The organism is Chryseobacterium sp. Tr-659 (assembly GCF_011752975.1).
In the GTDB taxonomy this organism is placed as follows: domain Bacteria; phylum Bacteroidota; class Bacteroidia; order Flavobacteriales; family Weeksellaceae; genus Chryseobacterium.
The window spans coordinates 140,477-159,744 of record NZ_VWWP01000005.1 but is presented as its reverse complement, the minus strand read 5'-3'; the positions used below and the strand labels follow the sequence as shown (position 1 = coordinate 159,744).

The following is a 19,268-nucleotide window of genomic DNA, read 5'->3' as shown; positions in this document are numbered from 1 at the left end:
TAATTTAGAACCATTATTTTTAGGATTTGATTAATTTTGCACCATCATGGAAAATTCAAAGAAAAAAGCAGCCATTGGCTTCATATTTATCACTTTACTGATTGATATTACGGGATGGGGAATCATCATTCCTGTTGTTCCCAAACTCATTGAGGAACTTATTCATGCAGATATCAGCGAAGCAGCAAAGTATGGCGGCTGGCTGGGGTTTGCCTATGCCTTTACACAGTTTATTTTCTCACCACTTGTAGGAAACCTGAGTGATAAATACGGGCGCAGACCTATTATTCTGATCTCACTTTTCGGATTTGCAGTAGATTATATTTTTCTTGCATTAGCACCCACAATTTGGTGGCTGTTCCTTGGACGTATTATTGCGGGAATCACAGGCGCGAGTGTAACAACCGCCAGTGCGTATATTGCAGACATTTCTACGGATGAAGACAGAGCTAAGAATTTCGGACTGATAGGTGCAGCTTTTGGGCTTGGATTTATCATAGGACCTGTTCTTGGGGGAGTATTGGGACATTATGGAGCGAGAGTGCCGTTTTATGCAGCAGCAGGTTTGTGTCTGCTTAACTTTCTTTATGGTTATTTTATTCTTCCGGAAAGTCTGGATAAAGATAAAAGAAGAGAATTTGACTGGAAACGTGCCAACCCTGTGGGTTCATTTAAGTTCTTAGGAAAACACCCTGAGATTTCAGGGCTTATCTTTGCTTTGATCTTGATCTATATTGCAGGCCACGCCGTACAAAGTAACTGGAGCTTCTTTACGATGTACAAATTCAGCTGGACGGAAAGAATGGTGGGAATTTCATTAGGAGTTGTTGGACTTCTTGTAGGTTTGGTACAGGGGCTTCTGATCAGATGGACAACTCCAAGGCTGGGTGAGCAGAAAAGTATTTATTACGGGCTGGCTTTCTACGCCGTGGGAATGCTTTTATTTGCGTTTGCTTCCGAAGGCTGGATGATGTTTGTATTTTTGATTCCTTATTGCCTGGGTGGAATTTGCGGACCGGCTTTACAGTCTGTGATCACGAAAAGTGTCCCATCTAATGAGCAGGGAGAACTTCAGGGAGCTTTGACAAGTTTAATGAGCGCAACATCCATTATCGGTCCGCCGATGATGACGAATCTGTTTTACTTTTTCACGCATGATGAAGCACCATTCAAATTCTCAGGAGCACCATTCTTTTTAGCATTTATCTTAATGACCATAAGTGTGGTGGTTACATACTCTGCCTTTCAGAAGACAGGAAAAAAGAAAGATTTAAAAATTTAAATTATGGATCAATCAAGACTTGAAAAATACCTGGAAAGGATTCATTATACAGGAGAAGTGAAGGAAGGAGATTGGGAAGTATTGAAAAAGATTCATCAGCTTCATCCTCAATATATCCCTTTTGAAAATATTGATTCTTATACCGGAAAAGTGCCATCTCTTCATCTGGATGATATTTTTAAGAAACTGATTACCGATTCAAGAGGTGGATATTGCTTTGAACAGAATCTGCTTTTGAAAGATATCCTGACCTTTTTAGGTTTCAAAACAGATCTTCAGCAGGCAAGAGTGCTGTGGAGGAAAGATGAGAACAGTATTTCGGCCAAAAGCCATTTGCTGTTGATTACTGAAGTAGAGAATAAGAAATATCTCGTAGATTGCGGGTTTGGAACAGCAACGCTTACCGCTCCTTTACTTTTGAATGATGAAGGGACACAGGAAACTCCTAACGGGTTATTTAAAATTTCACAAAAAGAAGGAACTTATATACTCTGGACCTTTAAAGAACAATGGTTTCCGGTCTACCGTTTTGATATTGAACATGTGGAAGCAATTGATCTTGAGCTTCCTAATTGGTATTTATCTACGCATCCGGAATCTAATTTTAAAAAGAACCTGGTGCTTTCCAAAGTGGATGAGAATGCCCGTTATACATTCACAGAAAATACATTGAATATCCGTCACGAAAACGGAGGAAAAGAATCTATTCCGATTCTTAATAATACGGAGCTGTTTGATATGCTGAAAGATACTTTCGGACTGAAGGAGAACGCAATAGAAGCTCTTAAGGTAAGAGCTGGAAATGAATAGAAATTAATCTGTAAAATAAAAAAGGAAGCTGAGCAAGCTTCCCTTCTTTTTAAAATCAGATTCTATATGAAAATTACGGATACAGAGATTTTGTTCCGTTGCTCACAATATTGCTTCCCAATCCTGAGAATGATACAGAAAAATTGTTGGAGTTAAAGCTTAAAGATCCGGTAGGTGTACAAAGCCCTAAAGCATATTGACATTGCCCGTATGCACCCGTTCTTTTTAAAATTCGGCTCTCGCTTTTGGCTTTTCCTAAGCTGATATAACCCCAGTCGCTTACATCCGCATTGGAAACTGTAGCTCCGGAATAGTAGATGGTAATCTGGTAGCCTGCTTCGCCTCTCTTAGAACCCCATAACCAGTTTGCTGTCCACCATTGTTTATACCAGGTAGACACTACTTTTGCTGCCGGATTATTTTCAGATGCTTCTGTATTTCCTCTCGTATCCATCATGATCAGACCTCCGAAGATGTTGTCCCAGATAATTCCTGATTCATTATAAAAACATAAGGTGGTAAATTTTCCGTTTTTACTGTTCCAGGTTACTTCCATAACATTGGTGTCCGTTTTAATTTCCTCAGCAATGGTTTCTTTTAATCCTTTCTGAGCTGTTGTCAAATCATCACCGGTATACAGATTACCTATTTTCCCGATCTTTACAGATGAAGGATCCATAATGTTTCCTAAAGCGATGAACTGGTCTTTATCGGAGATCAGGCTTTGAGAAATCTCGATCCCTTTTGAGGAAGATATTTTCCCCAATACATTTACACCTGCAATTTGTAAATCACTTTTTAGATAAGTTTCAAGATTTTTTCCGGATTCATTTAGCTGGGCTTGAACTTTTTCAGGGACCAGCTTGGAAGAAGGTGCTGTCACCTCTTTTTTCAGGTCTTCAGTTGTTAGTTTAGCCTGAAGGGTTTCCTGTTGAGGCATTTCATTGTTTTCGTCACGGCAGCTGTTCAGCAGCAATACCGACAGAACGGCGAAAACTTTAAAAGTAGTCACTAGTTTTTTCATAATAAATATTTAGCGGGTTGTGTAGAGTAAATATACTGAAATTCAACGTAATTCTCGTTAACTTGAATTAATTATTTATTAACTAATAGGTACAGGCGGTTGGGATAAGGGTAACTAAAATCCGCTTTTTTGAATGATGAATATTAAGTTTCTACCTTCTAATTCTCAGCCTTGGGCTTTATACTTTTTATAGAATCTTAAAATTTGTTTAAATTTTTAGTTTATCATCCATAAATGCAATAATCTTTCGTAATTTTACGCCATGGAATTAAGCATTGGAGAAATGGCACTCATTGCCATTGCAATCGTTGTATTATTCGGTCCGGATAAACTGCCTCAGATTGCGCGTGACCTAGGTGCAGGCGTAAGAAAAATGCGTGGAGCAGTAGAAGATATCAAAACGGAAATTATGAAGGAAACAGATAATCCTGTTTCTGAGATTAAACGTGAAATTGAAAAGGTAAAAGATGCGGCAAAAGATTTCAATCCGGTGAAAGACATCGAAAAAGATATTCTGACAGAACCGGCTTCTTCAACTCCTGCCAATGACGAACCTCCGAAACCGAAACCTGCGGACGATGAAACGCACGAAGGACCTGTAAGCAGATAATAATATATGGAGGAGATCATTCAGGAAGATAAAAAGGTATTTCTTTACCTTAATAATTTGGGCGATACATCTTTCGACCAGTTTTGGATGCTCATTTCAAGTACCTGGATCTGGGTGCCTCTTTACATTATATTTCTTTATTTTTTATACAAAAACTATAAACTAAGATCATTAGTTTTTATCCTTATATTTATCGCACTCGGAGCTACGGTTTCAGACCAGCTGGCAAGTGTTTTCAAATATGGTGTGGCAAGGCTGAGACCATGTCATGATCCTACTCTGGAGCATCATATGAGAATTGTGAAATGCGGCGGACAGTATGGGTTTTATTCAGCACATGCATCCAATACTTTCTTTTTGGCTTCCTTTTTAAGTATTTTATTAAAAAAGAATCTTAAATGGTTTCCATATGCTATATTTGTATGGGCTATAGTAGTTTCCTACAGCCGCATATATTTAGGAGTGCATTTCCCGATAGATATTTTGGTGGGGGCGTTTGTTGGATCTTTATTGGGAGTGATATTTGGTGCACTCACCAAAAAAGTGATCAACAAGCAAAATATAACCTCATGAAAAAAAGTTTATTAGTTCTAAGTTCCATTTGTTTCTCATTTAATTTCTATGCCCAGGATAAAAAGCTGGCTGAAGATTGTTTCAAAAAGGCCGATTATAAATGTGCCGAAGAACAATACCTGAAACTGGCAGAAAAGGAGCATATTCAGAAATATCAGTCGGAATATTATGATTATCTCGGAACAGCTCAGAGAAGGCTGGGGAAGACCACACTGGCTTTCAAATCTTATGAATCTGCTCTAAAAGCTAATCCGATGTCTGTTTCGGTATATGTAAATCTGTCATCACTCTATAACCAGAAAGGAAATAAGGCAAAAGCAATGGAGTATGTTGAAAAAGGCCTTAAAATAGATGCTGAAAATGCAGATCTGTATCTTACCCGTTCCAAGATCTATGACAGCCAGGGGAAGAAAGATCTTGCCATTAAAGATCTCAACCATATTCTGACCTTTGCCCCGGATAATATATTTGCCAAAACTGGTTTAGCTAATCTGAAGAAAAATAACGGAGATCTTGATGGGGCTTTAAAAGACTACAACAAACTTATCACTGAAAAGCCGGAATCATTGCTGTACAACGGAAGAGCAGATGTATATTTTAAAATGAAAAAATATAAAGAAGCACTTACAGATGCCAATAAAGCAATTTCCATAGACCCAAAATTCGCACAATCTTATGTAAGCAAAGCCATGATTCTGCTGGATACTTCTAAACTTAAGGAAGCTTGCGAAAACCTGGATAAAGCGGTTGCCCTAGGCTACGAAAAAGCTGTACTCACAGATTCTTATGCAAAATGTGCAAAAAAATAAATCATGATTTTCACTCACCAGATCATTAAAATAAATATATACTCATTGATTTAATTACTTTAAAAACGAATAAAAGAAAAAGATGCTGAATGTTGTTCTTGTAGAACCTGAAATACCTAATAATACAGGAAATATTGGAAGATTATGTGTAGGAACTGAAAGCAGACTACACCTGGTTCATCCATTTGGATTTGTAATTAATGATAAAAACCTAAAGCGTTCCGGGCTGGATTACTGGGTACATCTTGATGTTACAGAATATGCAGATATTGAAGAATGGATTCAAAATATTCCTGATAGGTCACGCGTTTTTTTAATGAGTTCACATGCAGAAAAATCCTATTTGGAAACCGATTTTCAGGATGGAGACTGGCTGGTTTTTGGAAAGGAGAGTGTGGGATTGGGTAAAGATGTTTTAGAGCGTTTCGAAAATCATTTAACAATACCTATGTCAAAATTGATCAGGAGTTTTAATATCGCCAATTCCGTTGCTTTTGTAGTGGGTGAAGCCAAAAGACAAATCAATCTGAAATAGGAGAGTACTTCCTGTTTTTAAATTAGCAATAGACCATAGTTCTAAAGAAATAAAAGCCCTTTCTAATAAAGAAGGGCTTTAGTCGTTATGATAAGGTTTTCCCTGGAGAATCTGATCAGCCCGATAAAGCTGCTCCACAATGAACAGCCTGATCATCTGATGGGTAAACGTCATTTTGGATAAAGACATTTTCTCATTCGCTCTGCTGTACATTTCTTCTGAAAAACCATAAGCTCCGCCAATCAGAATATGCACTTTCTTTACTGAAGAGTTCATCCATGCGTCAATTTTCTGAGAAAATTCCCGGCTGGTGAACTGTTTTCCTTTTTCATCAAGAATTACCACAAGATCGTTTTTATCAATATGATTCAAAAACAATTTTGCTTCTTCTTTTTTGAGGAGCTCCGGGGATAGATTTTTCGCATTTTTAACATCAGGAATTTCCGTGATTTCAAAATTCCAGTGTTTGGGAAGGCGGTTAAGGTAATAATTGATTAAAGACGTAATTTCCTTATCGTCTGTTTTACCGATACAAAGTAAACTGATTCGCATTGTAAGAATTTTCAGAAAGCAAAGATAGGGCTTCGGGAAGTAAAGTTCAAAGATTTCAGGGTAATGTTGAGGAGGGGGAGTTGCTGTTTTTTTTCTAGTTGCTGGTTGGTGTGTCTTTTTCTGGTGATTAATGAATGATGGTTTTTGACTACCGATTTCTTATTAAAAAGATTCACCATTCATCTGCGAAGCAGAATTCCCATTGAGATCCATAGACTGTCATCATTATTTTAGAGTGTATTTTGTCTAATGTCTGTAATCTCTCAGCTGTCATCTTTTCCTCATTTAATTTAATTCCCCTACATTTGTATAAAGACCAACAGATCGATGAGTGTAAAGGTTCCTAAATTTATTTTGAAGATTCAACAGTTTTTTGATAACATCCATATTCCTGTTTTGGGAATATCATTGTGGCAGATGTTTCAGATTTATATTTCGGGGATTTTCAAAGGGAAAATAGGAAGAAAAGCAGCTGCAATTTCCTGGAGCTTTACCATAAGTCTTTTTCCTTTTATTCTGTTCTTACTTTCCGTACTGCCTTATATGCCGCTTTATGATGAGCTTCAGTTTTATATTTTTGATGTACTGATGCATAATGTCTTTCCTTCAAATATGGAAGGAGACGTAAGAGGCTATATTGTTAACAATATTATTCCGAACATGAAAGGGATCAGTAATCTGACTATTGTACTAGCGCTTGTCTTTGCTACGAATGGTACATTTTCCCTGATTAATGGCTTCAACGAAAATTCGGAAGAAAAGCTTAGCGATGTAAAAGAATTCATTCTTTCCTTTTTTATTACGATAGGCTTTATCACCATTGTTTTTCTGACACTTTTTGGGGTGTATTATGCGGAAGTTGTAATGAAGCTATTTACACCTGCCTATGATATTTCGTGGCTGGTAGACAACCTTTCCCGTATTATCGGATTTGTGTCTTTTCCATTGTTTTATTTTATTCTTCTAACGTTATTTTATTGGTTAGGAACCGTGAAAATAACCAGATTCAGACAAGCGGTTCCCGGAGCGATTTTAACAACTGTTCTATTTGTAGCCACAACTTATATTTTTGCAATTTATGTAAAGGATATTGCAAGGTACAACGTACTTTACGGTTCCATAGGAAGTATGATTCTGCTGATGGTTTGGGTAAATGTGAACGTATACCTGCTTCTATTCGGAAATGAATTGAATATGGCGATCAGAAAGCTCCGAATAGAAAAACTGCTGTCTGATGAAATTCAGAAAGAAACCGTACAGTACAGCACTCAGATTACAGAACCTGATTTTGAGGGAGACGAGGAACATAAAAGAAAGCTGGAGAACGGAAAAAAAGATTAATTTTCTTCCAGCTCAGGGTTTTCTTTTGAACTTATGCTCAGAATGGTAAATCCTGCAACAGCGGCTATGAAAGAAGCAATCAGAATGGCAAACTTAGCTTCATCCTGAATTTCAATTTCACCTTTGAAGGAAAGTAATGCAATAAAGATCGACATGGTAAATCCGATTCCGGCCAATAAACCTACGCCAATCATCTGAAGCCAGTTACTGTTCTGAGGTAAAGAACTGAGTTTTAATTTGATAGCGATTAATGAAAACAAATTGATACCAATCAGTTTTCCTAATATTAAACCACAGATAATCCCAAGACCTAAGGTGCTTGTAACGCCTGCAATCATTTCATTGGAAAAGGTAATATTGGTATTCGTTAAAGCAAATATTGGCATAATCAGGAAGCTTACAGGAATGTGTAGCTGATGTTCCAGTTTTTCCAAGGGTGAAATTTCCACATTGGAAGCGTTGGTTGGAATTGAAAAAGCAAGTAAAACTCCTGCTATGGTTGCATGAATTCCGGAATGATGAAGGAAATACCATAAAAATAATCCGGGAATAATATAAAATATTGTTTTGGTAACCTTTAAAAAATTCAAAATAAACAACAAAGCGGTTACACCGAAAGACAATAGAAGGTAGCTCCAATGGATCTGTTCCGTATAGAAAATTGCAATTACCAGAATAGCTCCTAAATCATCCACAATGGCCAGTGCAGCTAAAAATATTTTGATAGAATTGGGGATTTTCTTTCCCAGCATTGAAATGATAGCCAGAGAGAAGGCAATATCCGTTGCCATAGGAATTCCCCAGCCGTTACTGTATTCAGTTCCGGAGTTGAAAATAGTATAGATCACGGCAGGAACCAGCATCCCGCCTACTGCCGCAAAAATAGGAAGAGAAGCGTTTTTAAAAGATGAGAGCTCACCTTCTACAAGTTCCCTTTTTATTTCAAGACCTACCAAAAGGAAAAATACAGCCATCAAACCATCATTGATCCAGATGCTGACAGGATATTCCAGCCCAAAAAGATGTGTTCCCACTTCCTGGTCTAAAAAGTGCTGAAAGTTTTCTGCAGCAGATGAGTTGGCAATAAGCAATGAAATAAGTACACAGAAAATGAGTATAATTCCTGAGGCCTGGCTGTTGTTGAAAAATTTTTTAAAATAAAGAGATAAATTCATGTCTATGATTGTAGTCGTCTCACTCTTGAAACACCATTAATACTTTTAAGTTTTTTAAAGGTCTCTTCCAGCTGACCTTTATTTTTGACTTCGAGATTGATATTTCCTGTGAAAACACCATTATTGGATTCTATGGACATACTCTTCATGTCCATTCCCATACTTCCGCTGATGACGGTGGTAATGTCATTAATCATTCCCATTCTGTCAAGCCCTTCAATTTCAATTTTTACCCTGTTCTTAAAGCTTTCAGCATTTACCCATTTAGCAGGGATCACACGGTAATCATACTGTGCTCTCAAATTAATTGCATTCGGGCAGTTATCACTATGTACTTTGATTCCGTCTGAAATGGTAATAAATCCGAAAATTTTATCTCCGGGAATCACTGTACAGCATTTTGCATAGCTGTAATTAAGCTTTTCTTCATCTTTCCCAAAGACGATCATATCGAGGTTTTCCTGTTTCGGTTCCTCGAAATGCTGGGTTTTATTAGGCGATTTTCTGAATCTTGAAAGCAAGTTGTTGAATACGTTTTTACTTTCAATATACTTTCTCAGGCTGCTGACATCCAATTCATTACTTTGAAATTTAAGAAAGAGTTCCTGGGATGATTTTAAGTTAAAGAACTTTTGAAGTTTGTTAATTTCATCATCATTGAAATTAATTTTTGCATGGCGCAGTTTTCTCTGCAAAATTTCTTTTCCTTCCTCTACCAGCTGATTTTTCTGAGAATTCAGGTAACTTTTGATTTTAGACTTGGCTTTTGAAGTCACTACGAATTCCAGCCAGTCAGATTTTGGCTTCTGGTTCTGTGACGAAAGGATATCTACCTGATCGCCATTCTGAAGGACATACGAAATAGGAACCAATTTTCCATTAATCTTAGCTCCCAAACATTTCATTCCTAAATCTGAATGGACGGAAAAAGCAAAGTCAAGTGCCGTAGCATTGGTAGGCAGAATTTTGATTTCTCCCTTCGGTGTAAATACAAATACCTCTTTGGAATACAGATTAAGCTTAATATTATCCAAGAGCTCCGAAGTAGAAAGATTTTGCTGCTGTTCCAGTACTTCCCGGATCTCGGTTACCCATTTTTCAAAATTTCTGTCGTCAGAACTTTGTTTATATCCTTCTTTATATTTGTAGTGTGCGGCAACCCCTTTTTCAGCGATTTCATCCATTCGTTCTGAACGAATCTGTACCTCGATCCATTTTCTATCCGGGCCTAAAACCGTCAGGTGTAAGCTTTCGTATCCTGTGGAACGCGGCTGGGTAATCCAGTCACGCATTCTGGAGGGATTGCTGTGATATACATCGGTAACGATAGAGTAGATCTTCCAGGCCAGAAACTTTTCGTTCTTCGCATCAGATTTGTAAATAATTCTGATGGCATAGTTATCAAAAACTTCCTCAAAAGAAACTCCTTGTTTCAGCATCTTTCTGTAAATGGAAGAAATGGCCTTGGCACGGCCTTTTATTTTGAAATTTAGACCTTCTTCACGAAGTCTTTCAGATACTTCTTTTTTAAACTCTTCAATATATCTTTCACGGCTTTCTTTGGCTAATTCAAGCTTTTCCGTGATCTCATTATATATTTCCGGATTATTATATTTTAAAGATAGGTCTTCAAGTTCGGATTTGATATTATACAGCCCCAGACGGTGAGCCATGGGAGCGTAGATATAAACCGTTTCCGAAGCAATTTTCTTCTGTTTGTCCGGAGCCATGCTTTCCAGCGTCCGCATATTGTGAAGACGATCTGCAATTTTGATCAGAATCACCCTGAAGTCTTCGGAAAGTGTTAATAGCAGTTTTCTATAATTTTCAGACTGTACCGAGATATTCTGATGGTTCATGATGGAGATTTTGGTCAGTCCATTCACGATATTGGCGATTTTTTCACCGAAGATTTTTTTCAGGTCCTCGTAGGTATAGTCGGAGTCTTCAATTACATCATGCAAAAGCGCACAGGCAATAGATGTAGCGCCCAAGCCAATCTCTGTAGCTACAATTTTAGCAACAGCAATGGGATGGTAAATATAAGGTTCTCCGGATTTCCTCCTTTGATCCTTGTGGGCATCCAAAGCAATATCGAATGCCTTTCGGATGAGTTTATTATTTTCCTCATCCAAAGTCCTGTATGTATTCGAAATCAGATCCTTATATCGGGCAAGGATCTCTTTATTTTCTTGTTCTAAATCGTAACTCATTTGTGCAGACGCCTATAATCACACGAAAATACGAAATTTTTTACTTTTTTCAAACATAAAAAATCCGTAGAGTGGTCTACGGATTTAATTTGACTGATCTTTATGACAGTTAGAATTTTACTTCAGAATTCATTCCGTCACTGGATGTTTTTATCTTAATATCAGGGCTGTTGTGTATTTCAGCTCTGTTTCTTGCATCAATGTACTTTTTAATGGTATCATAATTAGCTTCTCTGATGCTCATGTTTTCAAATAAATAGGTTTTTAAAGCCGCATTTTGAACGAAAACATTCCGGGCAGTATCAATCTGGCCATTGTCTTTTACAGTAACACTTGCCAGATATTGCGCGTTATTAGTATCGCTGTTTAGGTATATAATGTAATCTGCATTTTCAAATCCTGAATTTTCCAGATCACCTTCTAGTTTTTTGTAGTCGCTGTGATGCTCAAATAGTCCAGCTAGTATATTTGACATAATTAATAGGTTTAAAAGTTATGATTAAAGTTAATGATTATTTTCTGATTTTTATTATGTTTAAATCAATAAAATTTGTTAATTAACATTTCATTGACAATATAATGTGATATATTTTAGAAATATTTATTGAACAGGTGTTTAATTTTGATGATTAAATAATGTTTCTTTAGCTTAATCATCTTTTTTTCATAAATAAGTCAATTTTCTATCAACCTATTTTAGAACGGGGTGTTATAATAAAAAAGAGCCCTGAAAATAACTTCCAGGGCTCACTATAGGTTAAAAAATGAGTTAGATTCTTTCGTTTTTGATTTCCTCAACAATTTCAGGATTTAAAAGAGTAGAAATATCTCCGAAATTACTGAAATCACCTTCCGCAATTTTTCTTAATATTCTACGCATGATCTTTCCGGAACGTGTTTTGGGAAGTCCTGAAACAAACTGAATCTTATCCAGTTTGGCGATAGGCCCGATCTGATCCGAAATCAATTGATTGATCTCTTTTTTAAGATTTTCCTTATCACGCCCTTCACCGCTTTCTTTAAGCATTACATATCCATATAAGGCATTTCCTTTGATATCGTGAGGGTATCCTACAATCGCAGATTCTGCAACAGCAGGATGTTGGTTGATGCTGTCTTCAATAGGAGCTGTTCCTAGATTATGCCCGGAAACGATAATTACATCATCCACACGCCCTGTAATTCTGTAGTATCCCACTTCATCTCTCAACGCGCCGTCACCAGTGAAATATTTACCCGGGAAAGCCGTAAAATAAGTTTCCTTGTATCTTTGGTGGTCACCCCAGATCGTTCTGGCAATTCCTGGCCACGGAAAGCGGATGCAAAGATTTCCGGTCACCTGATTTCCTGTAATTTCATTACGTTTATCATCCATCAGAACAGGCTGTACACCTGGCAGTGGAAGAGTAGCATAAGTAGGTTTCGTTGGTGTAACAAAAGGAAGCGGTGAAATCATGATTCCTCCTGTTTCCGTTTGCCACCAGGTATCTACAATTGGGCATTTTTTCTTTCCTACATGGTCATTGAACCAGTGCCATGCTTCATCATTGATAGGTTCCCCCACAGAACCGATTACTTTCAAGGAGCTTAAATCGTGCTTGTCTACCCATTCTGCACTTTCTTTTGCTAAAGAACGGATAGCGGTAGGAGCGGTATAAAACTGAGTGATTTTATGTTTTTCGATGACCTCCCAGAAACGATCCGGTTCCGGGTAGGTAGGAACCCCTTCGAAAATAACGGTGGTAGCTCCGTTTAATAATGGTCCGTAAAGAATATAAGAGTGTCCTGTAATCCATCCGATATCTGCTGTGCACCAATAGATATCATTTTCTTTATAATTAAAGACATTTTTAAAAGTATAAGCCGTGTAAACCATATATCCGGCGCAGGTGTGGAGCATTCCTTTCGGTTTTCCTGTAGATCCTGAGGTATAGAGAATGAAAAGCGGATCTTCAGAATCCATGATCATGGTTACAAAATCAGGAGAAGCTTTTTCGTACAGGTCAGCCAGCCAGTAATCTCTTCCATCTTTCATTTTAATCTCGTTGTTTGTTCTTTTGACTACAAGAACTTTATCAACAGTTGGTGTCTTTTCTAATGCTTCATCAACGATACTTTTAAGATCTAAAACTTTATTTCCCCTGTAACTTCCGTCTGAGGTAATCACCATTTTTGCTTCGCAATCATTGACTCTTGAAGCCACAGCAGAAGCAGAAAATCCGGCAAAAATAACGGAATGAACAGCTCCCAATTTTGCACAGGCCAGCATCGTGATGGCTAATTCAGGAATCATCGGAAGATAAATACAGACTCTGTCTCCTTTTTCAATTCCCATATCGCGTAGCACATTTGCTGTTTTGTTGACACGGGTATATAATTCATTGTAAGAAATATGCTGTGCTTCTTCTTTCGGATCGTTGGGTTCCCAGATGATGGCCGTTTTATCGCCTCTTACGGAAAGATGTCTGTCAATACAGTTTTTGGTAATATTGAGTTTGGCATTTTTGAACCAGGTAATTTTGGCTTCATTCATGTCGTACTTAACAACCTTGCTCCATCTTTGGTACCACACGAAATTCTGATCTGCAACTTTGTCCCAGAATTTTTTAGGATTTTTGATAGACTTTTTATAATCCTCAAAATATTGTGGTAAATCTTCTATTAAGTAATTTCTCATATCCCTTTCGTTTTTTTGAAATTTGAATTTATTATGTTTTAAATTTATGTTTAATTTCCCTTTTAAGCCCTATATTCCTTGATTTTTTCCTGAATTTCATCAATGATTTTCTCGTCATCAATTGTGGATGGAATCTGAAAATCTTTTCCATCAAGCAATGTTCGGATTAATTTTCTTAAGATCTTTCCGGACCTTGTTTTAGGTAAGCGTTTAACAACCATTGCGTTTTTCAGGAAGGCTACCGCTCCGATTTTGTGACGTACCATCTGAATGATATCTTTTTCAATATCTTGTTCAGAAATAGTAGAGCCATTCTTTAAAACAACTGTGGCAAAAGGAATTTGTCCTTTCAGATCATCGTCAATTCCTACTACAGCGCATTCTGCAACATCCGGATGTGAAGAAACGATTTCTTCCATCTCAGAAGTGGAAAGTCTGTGTCCCGCTACATTGATTACATCATCCACTCTTCCTGTGATGAAAATATAACCATCTTCATCCTGTATGGCGCCATCTCCGGAAAAATAATATCCGTTGTATTGAGACAGGTAGCTGCTTTCAAAACGTTCATAGTCTTTCCATATTCCAAGCATTGCGCCCGGAGGAAGAGGGAGTTTGATTACTAAATAACCTTCATGATGAGGATCAAGTTCCAATCCATTTTCATCAAAAATTTTAATATCGTATCCCGGAATCGGCTTTCCTGCAGAGGCTCTTTTGATTTTGTATTGCTCGTCAAAAGTCATTAAGCCAAGCATTGGCCATCCGGATTCCGTCTGCCACCAATGGTCAACAGCCGGAACTCCGATGTGTTCTGCAAACCAGTCTAATGTAGCGACATCGCATCTTTCACCAGCCAGAAACTGTTTTTTGAAGTGGGAGAGATTGTACTTTTTTACAAGTTCCCCATCCGGATCTTCCTTTTTAATAGCTCTGATTGCTGTAGGAGCGGTGAACATTACAGAAACCTTATACTCTGAAATAATTCTCCAGAAAGTTCCAGCATCGGGTGTCATAATAGGTTTTCCTTCAAAAATGATGGTAGTATTTCTGTTGATCAGCGGTCCATAAACAGAAAAACTATGTCCCACGGCCCATCCGAAATCTGATGCAGCCCAGTAGGTTTCTCCCGGTTCAACACCATATACATATTTCATGGAAAACTTCAAGGCAGTAGCATATCCTCCGGTGTCACGAACAATTCCTTTTGGTTTTCCTGTGGTTCCGGAAGTGTAAAGTAAATACAGCGGGTGGGTAGATGAAACAGAAACGCAGTCAGCTGGTTCTGACTTCTGAACCAGTTCTTCGTAGTCTATTAGTCCTTCAAACATTTCATTCTGATTATCAACTAATTTTCTGTTATAAACAATGATGTTGTCTACTTTGTCCTGAGCCAGTTCAATTGCTTTTTCCACCAAAGGAAGGTAAGGGATTCTCTTGGCGATCTCTATTCCTGCGGTAGCTGTGATTAATACTTTAGGTTTGCAGTCATCAATTCTTACTACCAATTCGTGAGGGGCAAAACCGCCAAAAACCACATTGTGGATCACGCCAATTCTGGCGCAAGCCAGCATAGCAAAAAGAGTCTGGGGGATCATGGGCATATAAATAACGGCAGTATCTCCCTTTTTCAAACCCAAAGAAGTCAGTCCGCCGGCAAGTTTAGAAATTTCTTCTTGGGCCTGATTAAATGTATAGGTTATTTTTTGATGGGTAACCGGAGAATCATAAGCAATAGCAATCTGACCTCCGAAACCGTCTTCAATATGTTTATCAATGCATAGGTAGCACATGTTAAGGTTTCCGTCGGAAAACCATTGCGGGTAATCATTTTCATCTTTTGAAAGAATGTGCTGAGGGAAATCAAACCATTTTATTTCTTTGGCTTGTTCTTTCCAGAAGTCTTCTTTGTGTTCTATACTTTGTTTAAATAAAATATCGGTATTCATGTCAATAGTTATGTGTTTGGTTTTTTTATCCTTGTCAAGGTTTAAAACCTTGACAAGGATAAAAGTCTAAGAAATTTAATTACAAGCACATGCGGTGCAGTCTCTTAAAACATTTCCTCAATCTGCTGCATTAGCTTTTTAATAGAGTAGGGCTTGGTTACATAAGCATCTGCTCCCATTTCAATCCCTTTTTCAATATCTTTCGGATTGTTTTTTGCACTCAGGAAGATTACCCTGGTGTCTTTCAGTTTTTCATTTTGTTTGATCATATCAAGAGTACTGTATCCATCGAGGTTGGGCATCATAATATCAAGAAGGATCACATCTGGTACCATGGTTTTTAAAAAGTCCAGAACTTCTGTACCATCCCTTGCAATATAAACATCATAGCCGTTTTTCTTGAAACTGTACTCCAGTGACATTAATATTTTGTGCTCGTCGTCCGCAATGATTATCTTTCTCATAAATAGGTTTTAATGGTGTTCAACTTCATCTGTAATCTCTTTTATAGTTTTTTCAGGAATGCTGATGGTGAAAGTAACACCAAGTCCGCTGTTTTCAGCTTTAATGCTTCCTCCGTGAGCCTGTACAATTTTTTTTGAAATGGCGAGCCCTAATCCGCTTCCTGTTGGTTTTAAAATATTCTGGTTTTTAGATTGATAAAATTTGTCAAAGATCATTTCCAGGTCTTCTTCAGGAATATGTTTCCCGGTGTTAAAAATGGAAATAACCAAATGATCATCTTTTTCAAATAACTTGGTTTGTATGGTTCCCTGCTCATCGGTAAATTTTAAAGCATTTCCCCAAATATTTTGAAGCAATTGAATTATTCTTGCTTCATCATAGTCAAATATAAACTGATTCAGAAGATTAACTTCACTTAAATGAATATTTTTCTGCTGTATCAGATGGAGAAGTGGATTTAATGCTTTTTTATAGGTTTCAAGAATATTATTCTGCTGAATAGTAAGCGAAATTTCCCCGTGCTGAAGCTTATCCAGATAAAGTATATCATTGATGATCTCGCTCAGCCTGTCGGATTCAGTAATGATATTATTTAGAAACTCCTGTTTGATCTCAAAAGGAATCTCATCATCATCTGCCAGAATTTCTCCTGCAGAGCGAATGGCGGTGATCGGAGTTCTTAATTCATGGGCAACAGAATCCAGAAAGTCGTCTTTCTGTCTGTCCTTGATAATCAGACTTTCATTGGCGGTTCGAAGATCATCAGATAGTTTTTGCAGTTCCTCAGATTGTTCCGTAAGTTTTTTATTTAAGCTGATGTTTTCTTTAGATTCTTCAAGGATATTCAATACCTCTTTTAAAGATATTTTATCTTCTTTGGTTACCCCTTCAATCAATATTTTTGCTGAAGCAGTACCGATTCTCCCTGCTAAAAGATTTTCCGAAAATTTGATGAATCTTGAATCTGCAGTTTCGGTTTTAGAATCGATATTATATTTTAAATTGAAAATTCTTAAGGCCTGTTCCGTTTTGTTTTTGCCCAAAAAACGTTCAAGAATATTCCGGATATCAGAAATATAAGCGGTTCCACGCCAGATAAAAGCATTCTCGTGATTTTGAATATATTTGTCAATATCTACATAAAGTTCGGCAAAATTTCTTTCACGATAATTCCCCTTCGTGCTTACGGAAATGATGGTAAACAAACCTGTGTTGACAAGGAGAGACCAGAAAAAAATCTGCGGAATTCTATCCAGATAAGGAATGGTGAAAAAACCGAAAGCATTATACATATCCCTTAAAACCACCTTGAATTCCTGATTGTACGAAAAATAATACTGTGGAATGATCAGTCCGAAATAACAAATCGCCAACCCGGCCCCAAGCCCTATGACTGCTCCTTTATAGCTTCCTCTTCTCCAGAATAAAGCTCCGAAAAACGTGGGCGCAAGCTGTGCAATGACTACAAATGAAATCAATCCGACAGAATCCAGTGATGTTTTCAGAATGAAATATTTATAGAAAGCAAAAGCCATGATGATCAAAGCAAAAATGCTGAATTTTCTGATGTTGGTGATGCTTCTTGTATTTTGAGCTTCGTTTTCAGACTTTAGTTTTCCAAGCAGGCCATAAGGAATGATAAGATTGTTGGAAAGCATAATAGATAAGGTAATAGCGGAAATAATGATCATGGAAATACATGAGCTCAATCCTCCAAGGAAAACCAGAACTGTAATCAGAGTATTGTTAAAATGTTGGGGAATCAGGATAGAGTAGAATTCCGGATTCACTTTTTGGCCGTCGAAGATTAACCTTCCGCCCCATGCAATGGGGAAGATGAATACAGTAAAAATCAAAAGGTAAAGCGGAAAAAACCATATGGCAGTTCTTATATGTTTTTCCTGTCTGTTTTCAACTATAGCTGTATGGAACTGCCTCGGAAGAATACAGATTGCTGTTGCGGAAATCATACACAAAACCATCCAGTTCATTGCACCTTCAATTCCGTTGAAGGTATTTTTTTCTTTAAAATCTTCAAAGCGGCTGGCTTTTGCGTAAATGTCTGAAAATCCATCAAAAACATAATAAATAACAAAAAGTCCGAGGATAATAATAAAGAAAAGCTTTAAAAAACTTTCCAGTGCGATTGCCGAAATGATTCCCAAACGTTTTTCTGAAGCATCAACGTATCGTGTTCCGTAATAAGAAGAAAATAGCGCGATGAGAACAACCACAAAAGTAGCATTATCAGTAAGAATATCCTTTGACATTGGAGTTTCCGTTACCAGATGAAAGGTTTCAGAAATTGCCTTGATCTGCAAGCCGATATAAGGAACAATAGCAAGAAGGCAGACTATGGTAATAATAGCACTCAGGCTTCGGCTATTTCCGTATCGTAACGAGATGAAATCTGCAAGGCTGCTTATTTTATTGATCCTGGAAATTCTTACAATCCTGGTGTTAATGTAGATCCAGGCGGGAATAATCATGATAGGACCGATGTAGATGGGGAGGTAATTCAATCCGCTTGTTGCGGCAACACCTATACTTCCGTAGTACGTCCATGCTGTACAATATACAGCAAGAGACAATGCATAAATGTAAGGATTGTTGATCCAGAGCTTGCTTCTTTTCTTCTCTGCGAGATGAGCAACTAAGAAAAGGAGGGCCAGATAAAACAAGACTACAAAGAATAATGCAAAACTACTCATCATACCTTTTTACAATTACAAAAGAAACCACAATAGAGATCATCCAGATAGAAAACAGATAAACTAAAATCATAGGATAACCAAAAACTTCCCTTTCACTGTTAAAAAGTAATGAAATAGGAATACTGAAAGCAATCATTAATGCGATGCTGAGGATAATCAGTTTTTGTTCGTGTCTCTTTTTCATATAGATACTTATTCTTTTTTTAAGATCATATGGAATCTCGCCATCTTCTTTAGGGTAAATTAAAATCAGCCTTGTCAAGGTTTAAAACCTTGACAAGGCTTTTTTTTAGGCTATGTTTTTAAACATTATCGTCAGAATATTCTCCCGTTAATGCGTAATAGCCAAAAACTGCCATTCCGCCTGAGATGATCGGCATCAGAACAAATAAGATGATGATGCCGAAAACAAGGTCTTCCTGCTTTCCGGAACTGATCTTCGGGATTCCTAATACCGTTATTCCGAAATAGCCTACAACCAGTGCTATTGCAATCCAGAGAATGCCTAATATTTTTTTTACTCCGTTCATTTTAATAGT

18 protein-coding genes are annotated in these 19,268 nt (G+C 37.4%); 7 read left to right on the top strand and 11 right to left on the bottom strand.

All coding sequences use genetic code 11. The features are described from left to right. Positions 1 to 46 precede the first annotated feature (46 nt). The gene (locus F3J23_RS12885; protein WP_167029444.1) at positions 47 to 1,282 is read left to right on the top strand and encodes a TCR/Tet family MFS transporter; all 1,236 of its coding nucleotides are present in this window, start codon (positions 47 to 49) and stop codon (positions 1,280 to 1,282) included. A gap of 3 nt (positions 1,283 to 1,285) precedes the next feature. Beyond that, a complete protein-coding gene (locus F3J23_RS12880; protein WP_167029441.1) occupies positions 1,286 to 2,092 on the top strand; it encodes an arylamine N-acetyltransferase family protein in 807 nt (268 codons plus the stop codon). A 73-nt stretch (positions 2,093 to 2,165) separates the two neighbouring features. Here the strand turns inward: F3J23_RS12880 and F3J23_RS12875 are convergent, their stop codons facing one another. Then, positions 2,166 to 3,116, bottom strand: coding sequence for a hypothetical protein (locus F3J23_RS12875; protein WP_167029438.1), 951 nt, complete (start codon positions 3,114 to 3,116; stop codon positions 2,166 to 2,168). A 262-nt stretch (positions 3,117 to 3,378) separates the two neighbouring features. Here F3J23_RS12875 and F3J23_RS12870 point away from each other — a divergent pair, with 262 nt between their 5' ends. The 4 genes from F3J23_RS12870 (at position 3,379) to F3J23_RS12855 (ending at position 5,643) form a co-directional block, all read left to right on the top strand. Beyond that, a complete protein-coding gene (locus F3J23_RS12870) occupies positions 3,379 to 3,726 on the top strand; it encodes a twin-arginine translocase TatA/TatE family subunit (RefSeq protein WP_167029435.1) in 348 nt (115 codons plus the stop codon). Positions 3,727 to 3,732: 6 nt separating this feature from the next. Further along, positions 3,733 to 4,299 carry a phosphatase PAP2 family protein gene (locus F3J23_RS12865; RefSeq protein WP_167029432.1) on the top strand — a complete coding sequence of 189 codons (567 nt, stop codon included), beginning with the start codon at positions 3,733 to 3,735 and terminating at the stop codon, positions 4,297 to 4,299. Then, positions 4,296 to 5,108, top strand: coding sequence for a tetratricopeptide repeat protein (locus tag F3J23_RS12860; RefSeq protein WP_167029429.1), 813 nt, complete (start codon positions 4,296 to 4,298; stop codon positions 5,106 to 5,108). The genes F3J23_RS12865 and F3J23_RS12860 overlap by 4 nt, the downstream gene beginning before the upstream one ends. An 82-nt stretch (positions 5,109 to 5,190) precedes the next feature. Then, on the top strand, positions 5,191 to 5,643 hold the full coding sequence (locus F3J23_RS12855; RefSeq protein ID WP_167029427.1) for a tRNA (cytidine(34)-2'-O)-methyltransferase: 453 nt from the start codon (positions 5,191 to 5,193) through the stop codon (positions 5,641 to 5,643). 78 nt (positions 5,644 to 5,721) lie between these two features. On the opposite strand, the gene F3J23_RS12850 is transcribed toward F3J23_RS12855, so the two are convergent. Then, positions 5,722 to 6,195: a 23S rRNA (pseudouridine(1915)-N(3))-methyltransferase RlmH gene (locus F3J23_RS12850; RefSeq protein ID WP_167029424.1), complete on the bottom strand. Its 474-nt coding sequence runs from the start codon at positions 6,193 to 6,195 to the stop codon at positions 5,722 to 5,724. Between the two features lie 327 nt (positions 6,196 to 6,522). On the opposite strand from F3J23_RS12850, the gene F3J23_RS12845 reads away from it, so the two are divergent. Next, the gene (locus F3J23_RS12845; protein WP_167029421.1) at positions 6,523 to 7,536 is read left to right on the top strand and encodes a YihY/virulence factor BrkB family protein; all 1,014 of its coding nucleotides are present in this window, start codon (positions 6,523 to 6,525) and stop codon (positions 7,534 to 7,536) included. Here F3J23_RS12845 and nhaA read toward each other — a convergent pair. The 9 genes from nhaA to F3J23_RS12800 all read right to left on the bottom strand — a co-directional run bounded on the left by nhaA (position 7,533) and on the right by F3J23_RS12800 (position 19,259). Beyond that, entirely contained in the window at positions 7,533 to 8,711 is a 1,179-nt protein-coding gene (gene nhaA / locus F3J23_RS12840; protein ID WP_167029418.1) for a Na+/H+ antiporter NhaA, read from the bottom strand. The two genes, F3J23_RS12845 and nhaA, sit on opposite strands and share 4 nt — an antisense overlap. Before the next feature lie 2 nt (positions 8,712 to 8,713). Next, on the bottom strand, positions 8,714 to 10,924 hold the full coding sequence (locus F3J23_RS12835) for a RelA/SpoT family protein (RefSeq protein ID WP_167029415.1): 2,211 nt from the start codon (positions 10,922 to 10,924) through the stop codon (positions 8,714 to 8,716). A 109-nt stretch (positions 10,925 to 11,033) separates the two neighbouring features. After that, a complete protein-coding gene (locus F3J23_RS12830; protein WP_167029413.1) occupies positions 11,034 to 11,399 on the bottom strand; it encodes a hypothetical protein in 366 nt (121 codons plus the stop codon). Positions 11,400 to 11,693: 294 nt separating this feature from the next. Continuing rightward, the gene (acs, locus tag F3J23_RS12825; protein ID WP_167029903.1) at positions 11,694 to 13,649 is read right to left on the bottom strand and encodes an acetate--CoA ligase; all 1,956 of its coding nucleotides are present in this window, start codon (positions 13,647 to 13,649) and stop codon (positions 11,694 to 11,696) included. A 14-nt stretch (positions 13,650 to 13,663) separates the two neighbouring features. Further along, positions 13,664 to 15,550: an AMP-binding protein gene (locus F3J23_RS12820; RefSeq protein WP_167029410.1), complete on the bottom strand. Its 1,887-nt coding sequence runs from the start codon at positions 15,548 to 15,550 to the stop codon at positions 13,664 to 13,666. 104 nt (positions 15,551 to 15,654) lie between these two features. Beyond that, entirely contained in the window at positions 15,655 to 16,014 is a 360-nt protein-coding gene (locus tag F3J23_RS12815) for a response regulator transcription factor (protein WP_167029407.1), read from the bottom strand. 9 nt (positions 16,015 to 16,023) lie between these two features. After that, positions 16,024 to 18,726, bottom strand: a complete 2,703-nt coding sequence (locus F3J23_RS12810) for an ATP-binding protein (RefSeq protein WP_167029901.1) — start codon at positions 18,724 to 18,726, stop codon at positions 16,024 to 16,026. Then, positions 18,719 to 18,913, bottom strand: coding sequence for a hypothetical protein (locus F3J23_RS12805; RefSeq protein ID WP_167029404.1), 195 nt, complete (start codon positions 18,911 to 18,913; stop codon positions 18,719 to 18,721). Before F3J23_RS12805 ends, F3J23_RS12810 begins: the two co-directional genes overlap by 8 nt. 118 nt (positions 18,914 to 19,031) lie before the next feature. Continuing rightward, positions 19,032 to 19,259 carry a DUF6814 family protein gene (locus tag F3J23_RS12800; RefSeq protein WP_167029401.1) on the bottom strand — a complete coding sequence of 76 codons (228 nt, stop codon included), beginning with the start codon at positions 19,257 to 19,259 and terminating at the stop codon, positions 19,032 to 19,034. Between the last annotated feature and the right edge of the window lie 9 nt (positions 19,260 to 19,268).

Excerpts from the sequence above, each read along its gene's own strand:
- F3J23_RS12875 (WP_167029438.1), bottom strand. The coding sequence starts at position 3,116 with ATGAAAAAACTAGTGACTACTTTTAAAGTTTTCGCCGTTCTGTCGGTA.
- F3J23_RS12805 (WP_167029404.1), bottom strand. The coding sequence starts at position 18,913 with ATGAAAAAGAGACACGAACAAAAACTGATTATCCTCAGCATCGCATTA.
- F3J23_RS12885 (WP_167029444.1), top strand. The coding sequence starts at position 47 with ATGGAAAATTCAAAGAAAAAAGCAGCCATTGGCTTCATATTTATCACT.
- F3J23_RS12865 (WP_167029432.1), top strand. The coding sequence starts at position 3,733 with ATGGAGGAGATCATTCAGGAAGATAAAAAGGTATTTCTTTACCTTAAT.
- F3J23_RS12850 (WP_167029424.1), bottom strand. The coding sequence starts at position 6,195 with ATGCGAATCAGTTTACTTTGTATCGGTAAAACAGACGATAAGGAAATT.
- F3J23_RS12810 (WP_167029901.1), bottom strand. The coding sequence starts at position 18,726 with ATGAGTAGTTTTGCATTATTCTTTGTAGTCTTGTTTTATCTGGCCCTC.
- F3J23_RS12815 (WP_167029407.1), bottom strand. The coding sequence starts at position 16,014 with ATGAGAAAGATAATCATTGCGGACGACGAGCACAAAATATTAATGTCA.
- F3J23_RS12880 (WP_167029441.1), top strand. The coding sequence starts at position 1,286 with ATGGATCAATCAAGACTTGAAAAATACCTGGAAAGGATTCATTATACA.
- F3J23_RS12860 (WP_167029429.1), top strand. The coding sequence starts at position 4,296 with ATGAAAAAAAGTTTATTAGTTCTAAGTTCCATTTGTTTCTCATTTAAT.
- F3J23_RS12870 (WP_167029435.1), top strand. The coding sequence starts at position 3,379 with ATGGAATTAAGCATTGGAGAAATGGCACTCATTGCCATTGCAATCGTT.
- F3J23_RS12845 (WP_167029421.1), top strand. The coding sequence starts at position 6,523 with ATGAGTGTAAAGGTTCCTAAATTTATTTTGAAGATTCAACAGTTTTTT.
- F3J23_RS12835 (WP_167029415.1), bottom strand. The coding sequence starts at position 10,924 with ATGAGTTACGATTTAGAACAAGAAAATAAAGAGATCCTTGCCCGATAT.
- F3J23_RS12830 (WP_167029413.1), bottom strand. The coding sequence starts at position 11,399 with ATGTCAAATATACTAGCTGGACTATTTGAGCATCACAGCGACTACAAA.
- F3J23_RS12800 (WP_167029401.1), bottom strand. The coding sequence starts at position 19,259 with ATGAACGGAGTAAAAAAAATATTAGGCATTCTCTGGATTGCAATAGCA.
- F3J23_RS12855 (WP_167029427.1), top strand. The coding sequence starts at position 5,191 with ATGCTGAATGTTGTTCTTGTAGAACCTGAAATACCTAATAATACAGGA.
- nhaA (WP_167029418.1), bottom strand. The coding sequence starts at position 8,711 with ATGAATTTATCTCTTTATTTTAAAAAATTTTTCAACAACAGCCAGGCC.
- F3J23_RS12820 (WP_167029410.1), bottom strand. The coding sequence starts at position 15,550 with ATGAATACCGATATTTTATTTAAACAAAGTATAGAACACAAAGAAGAC.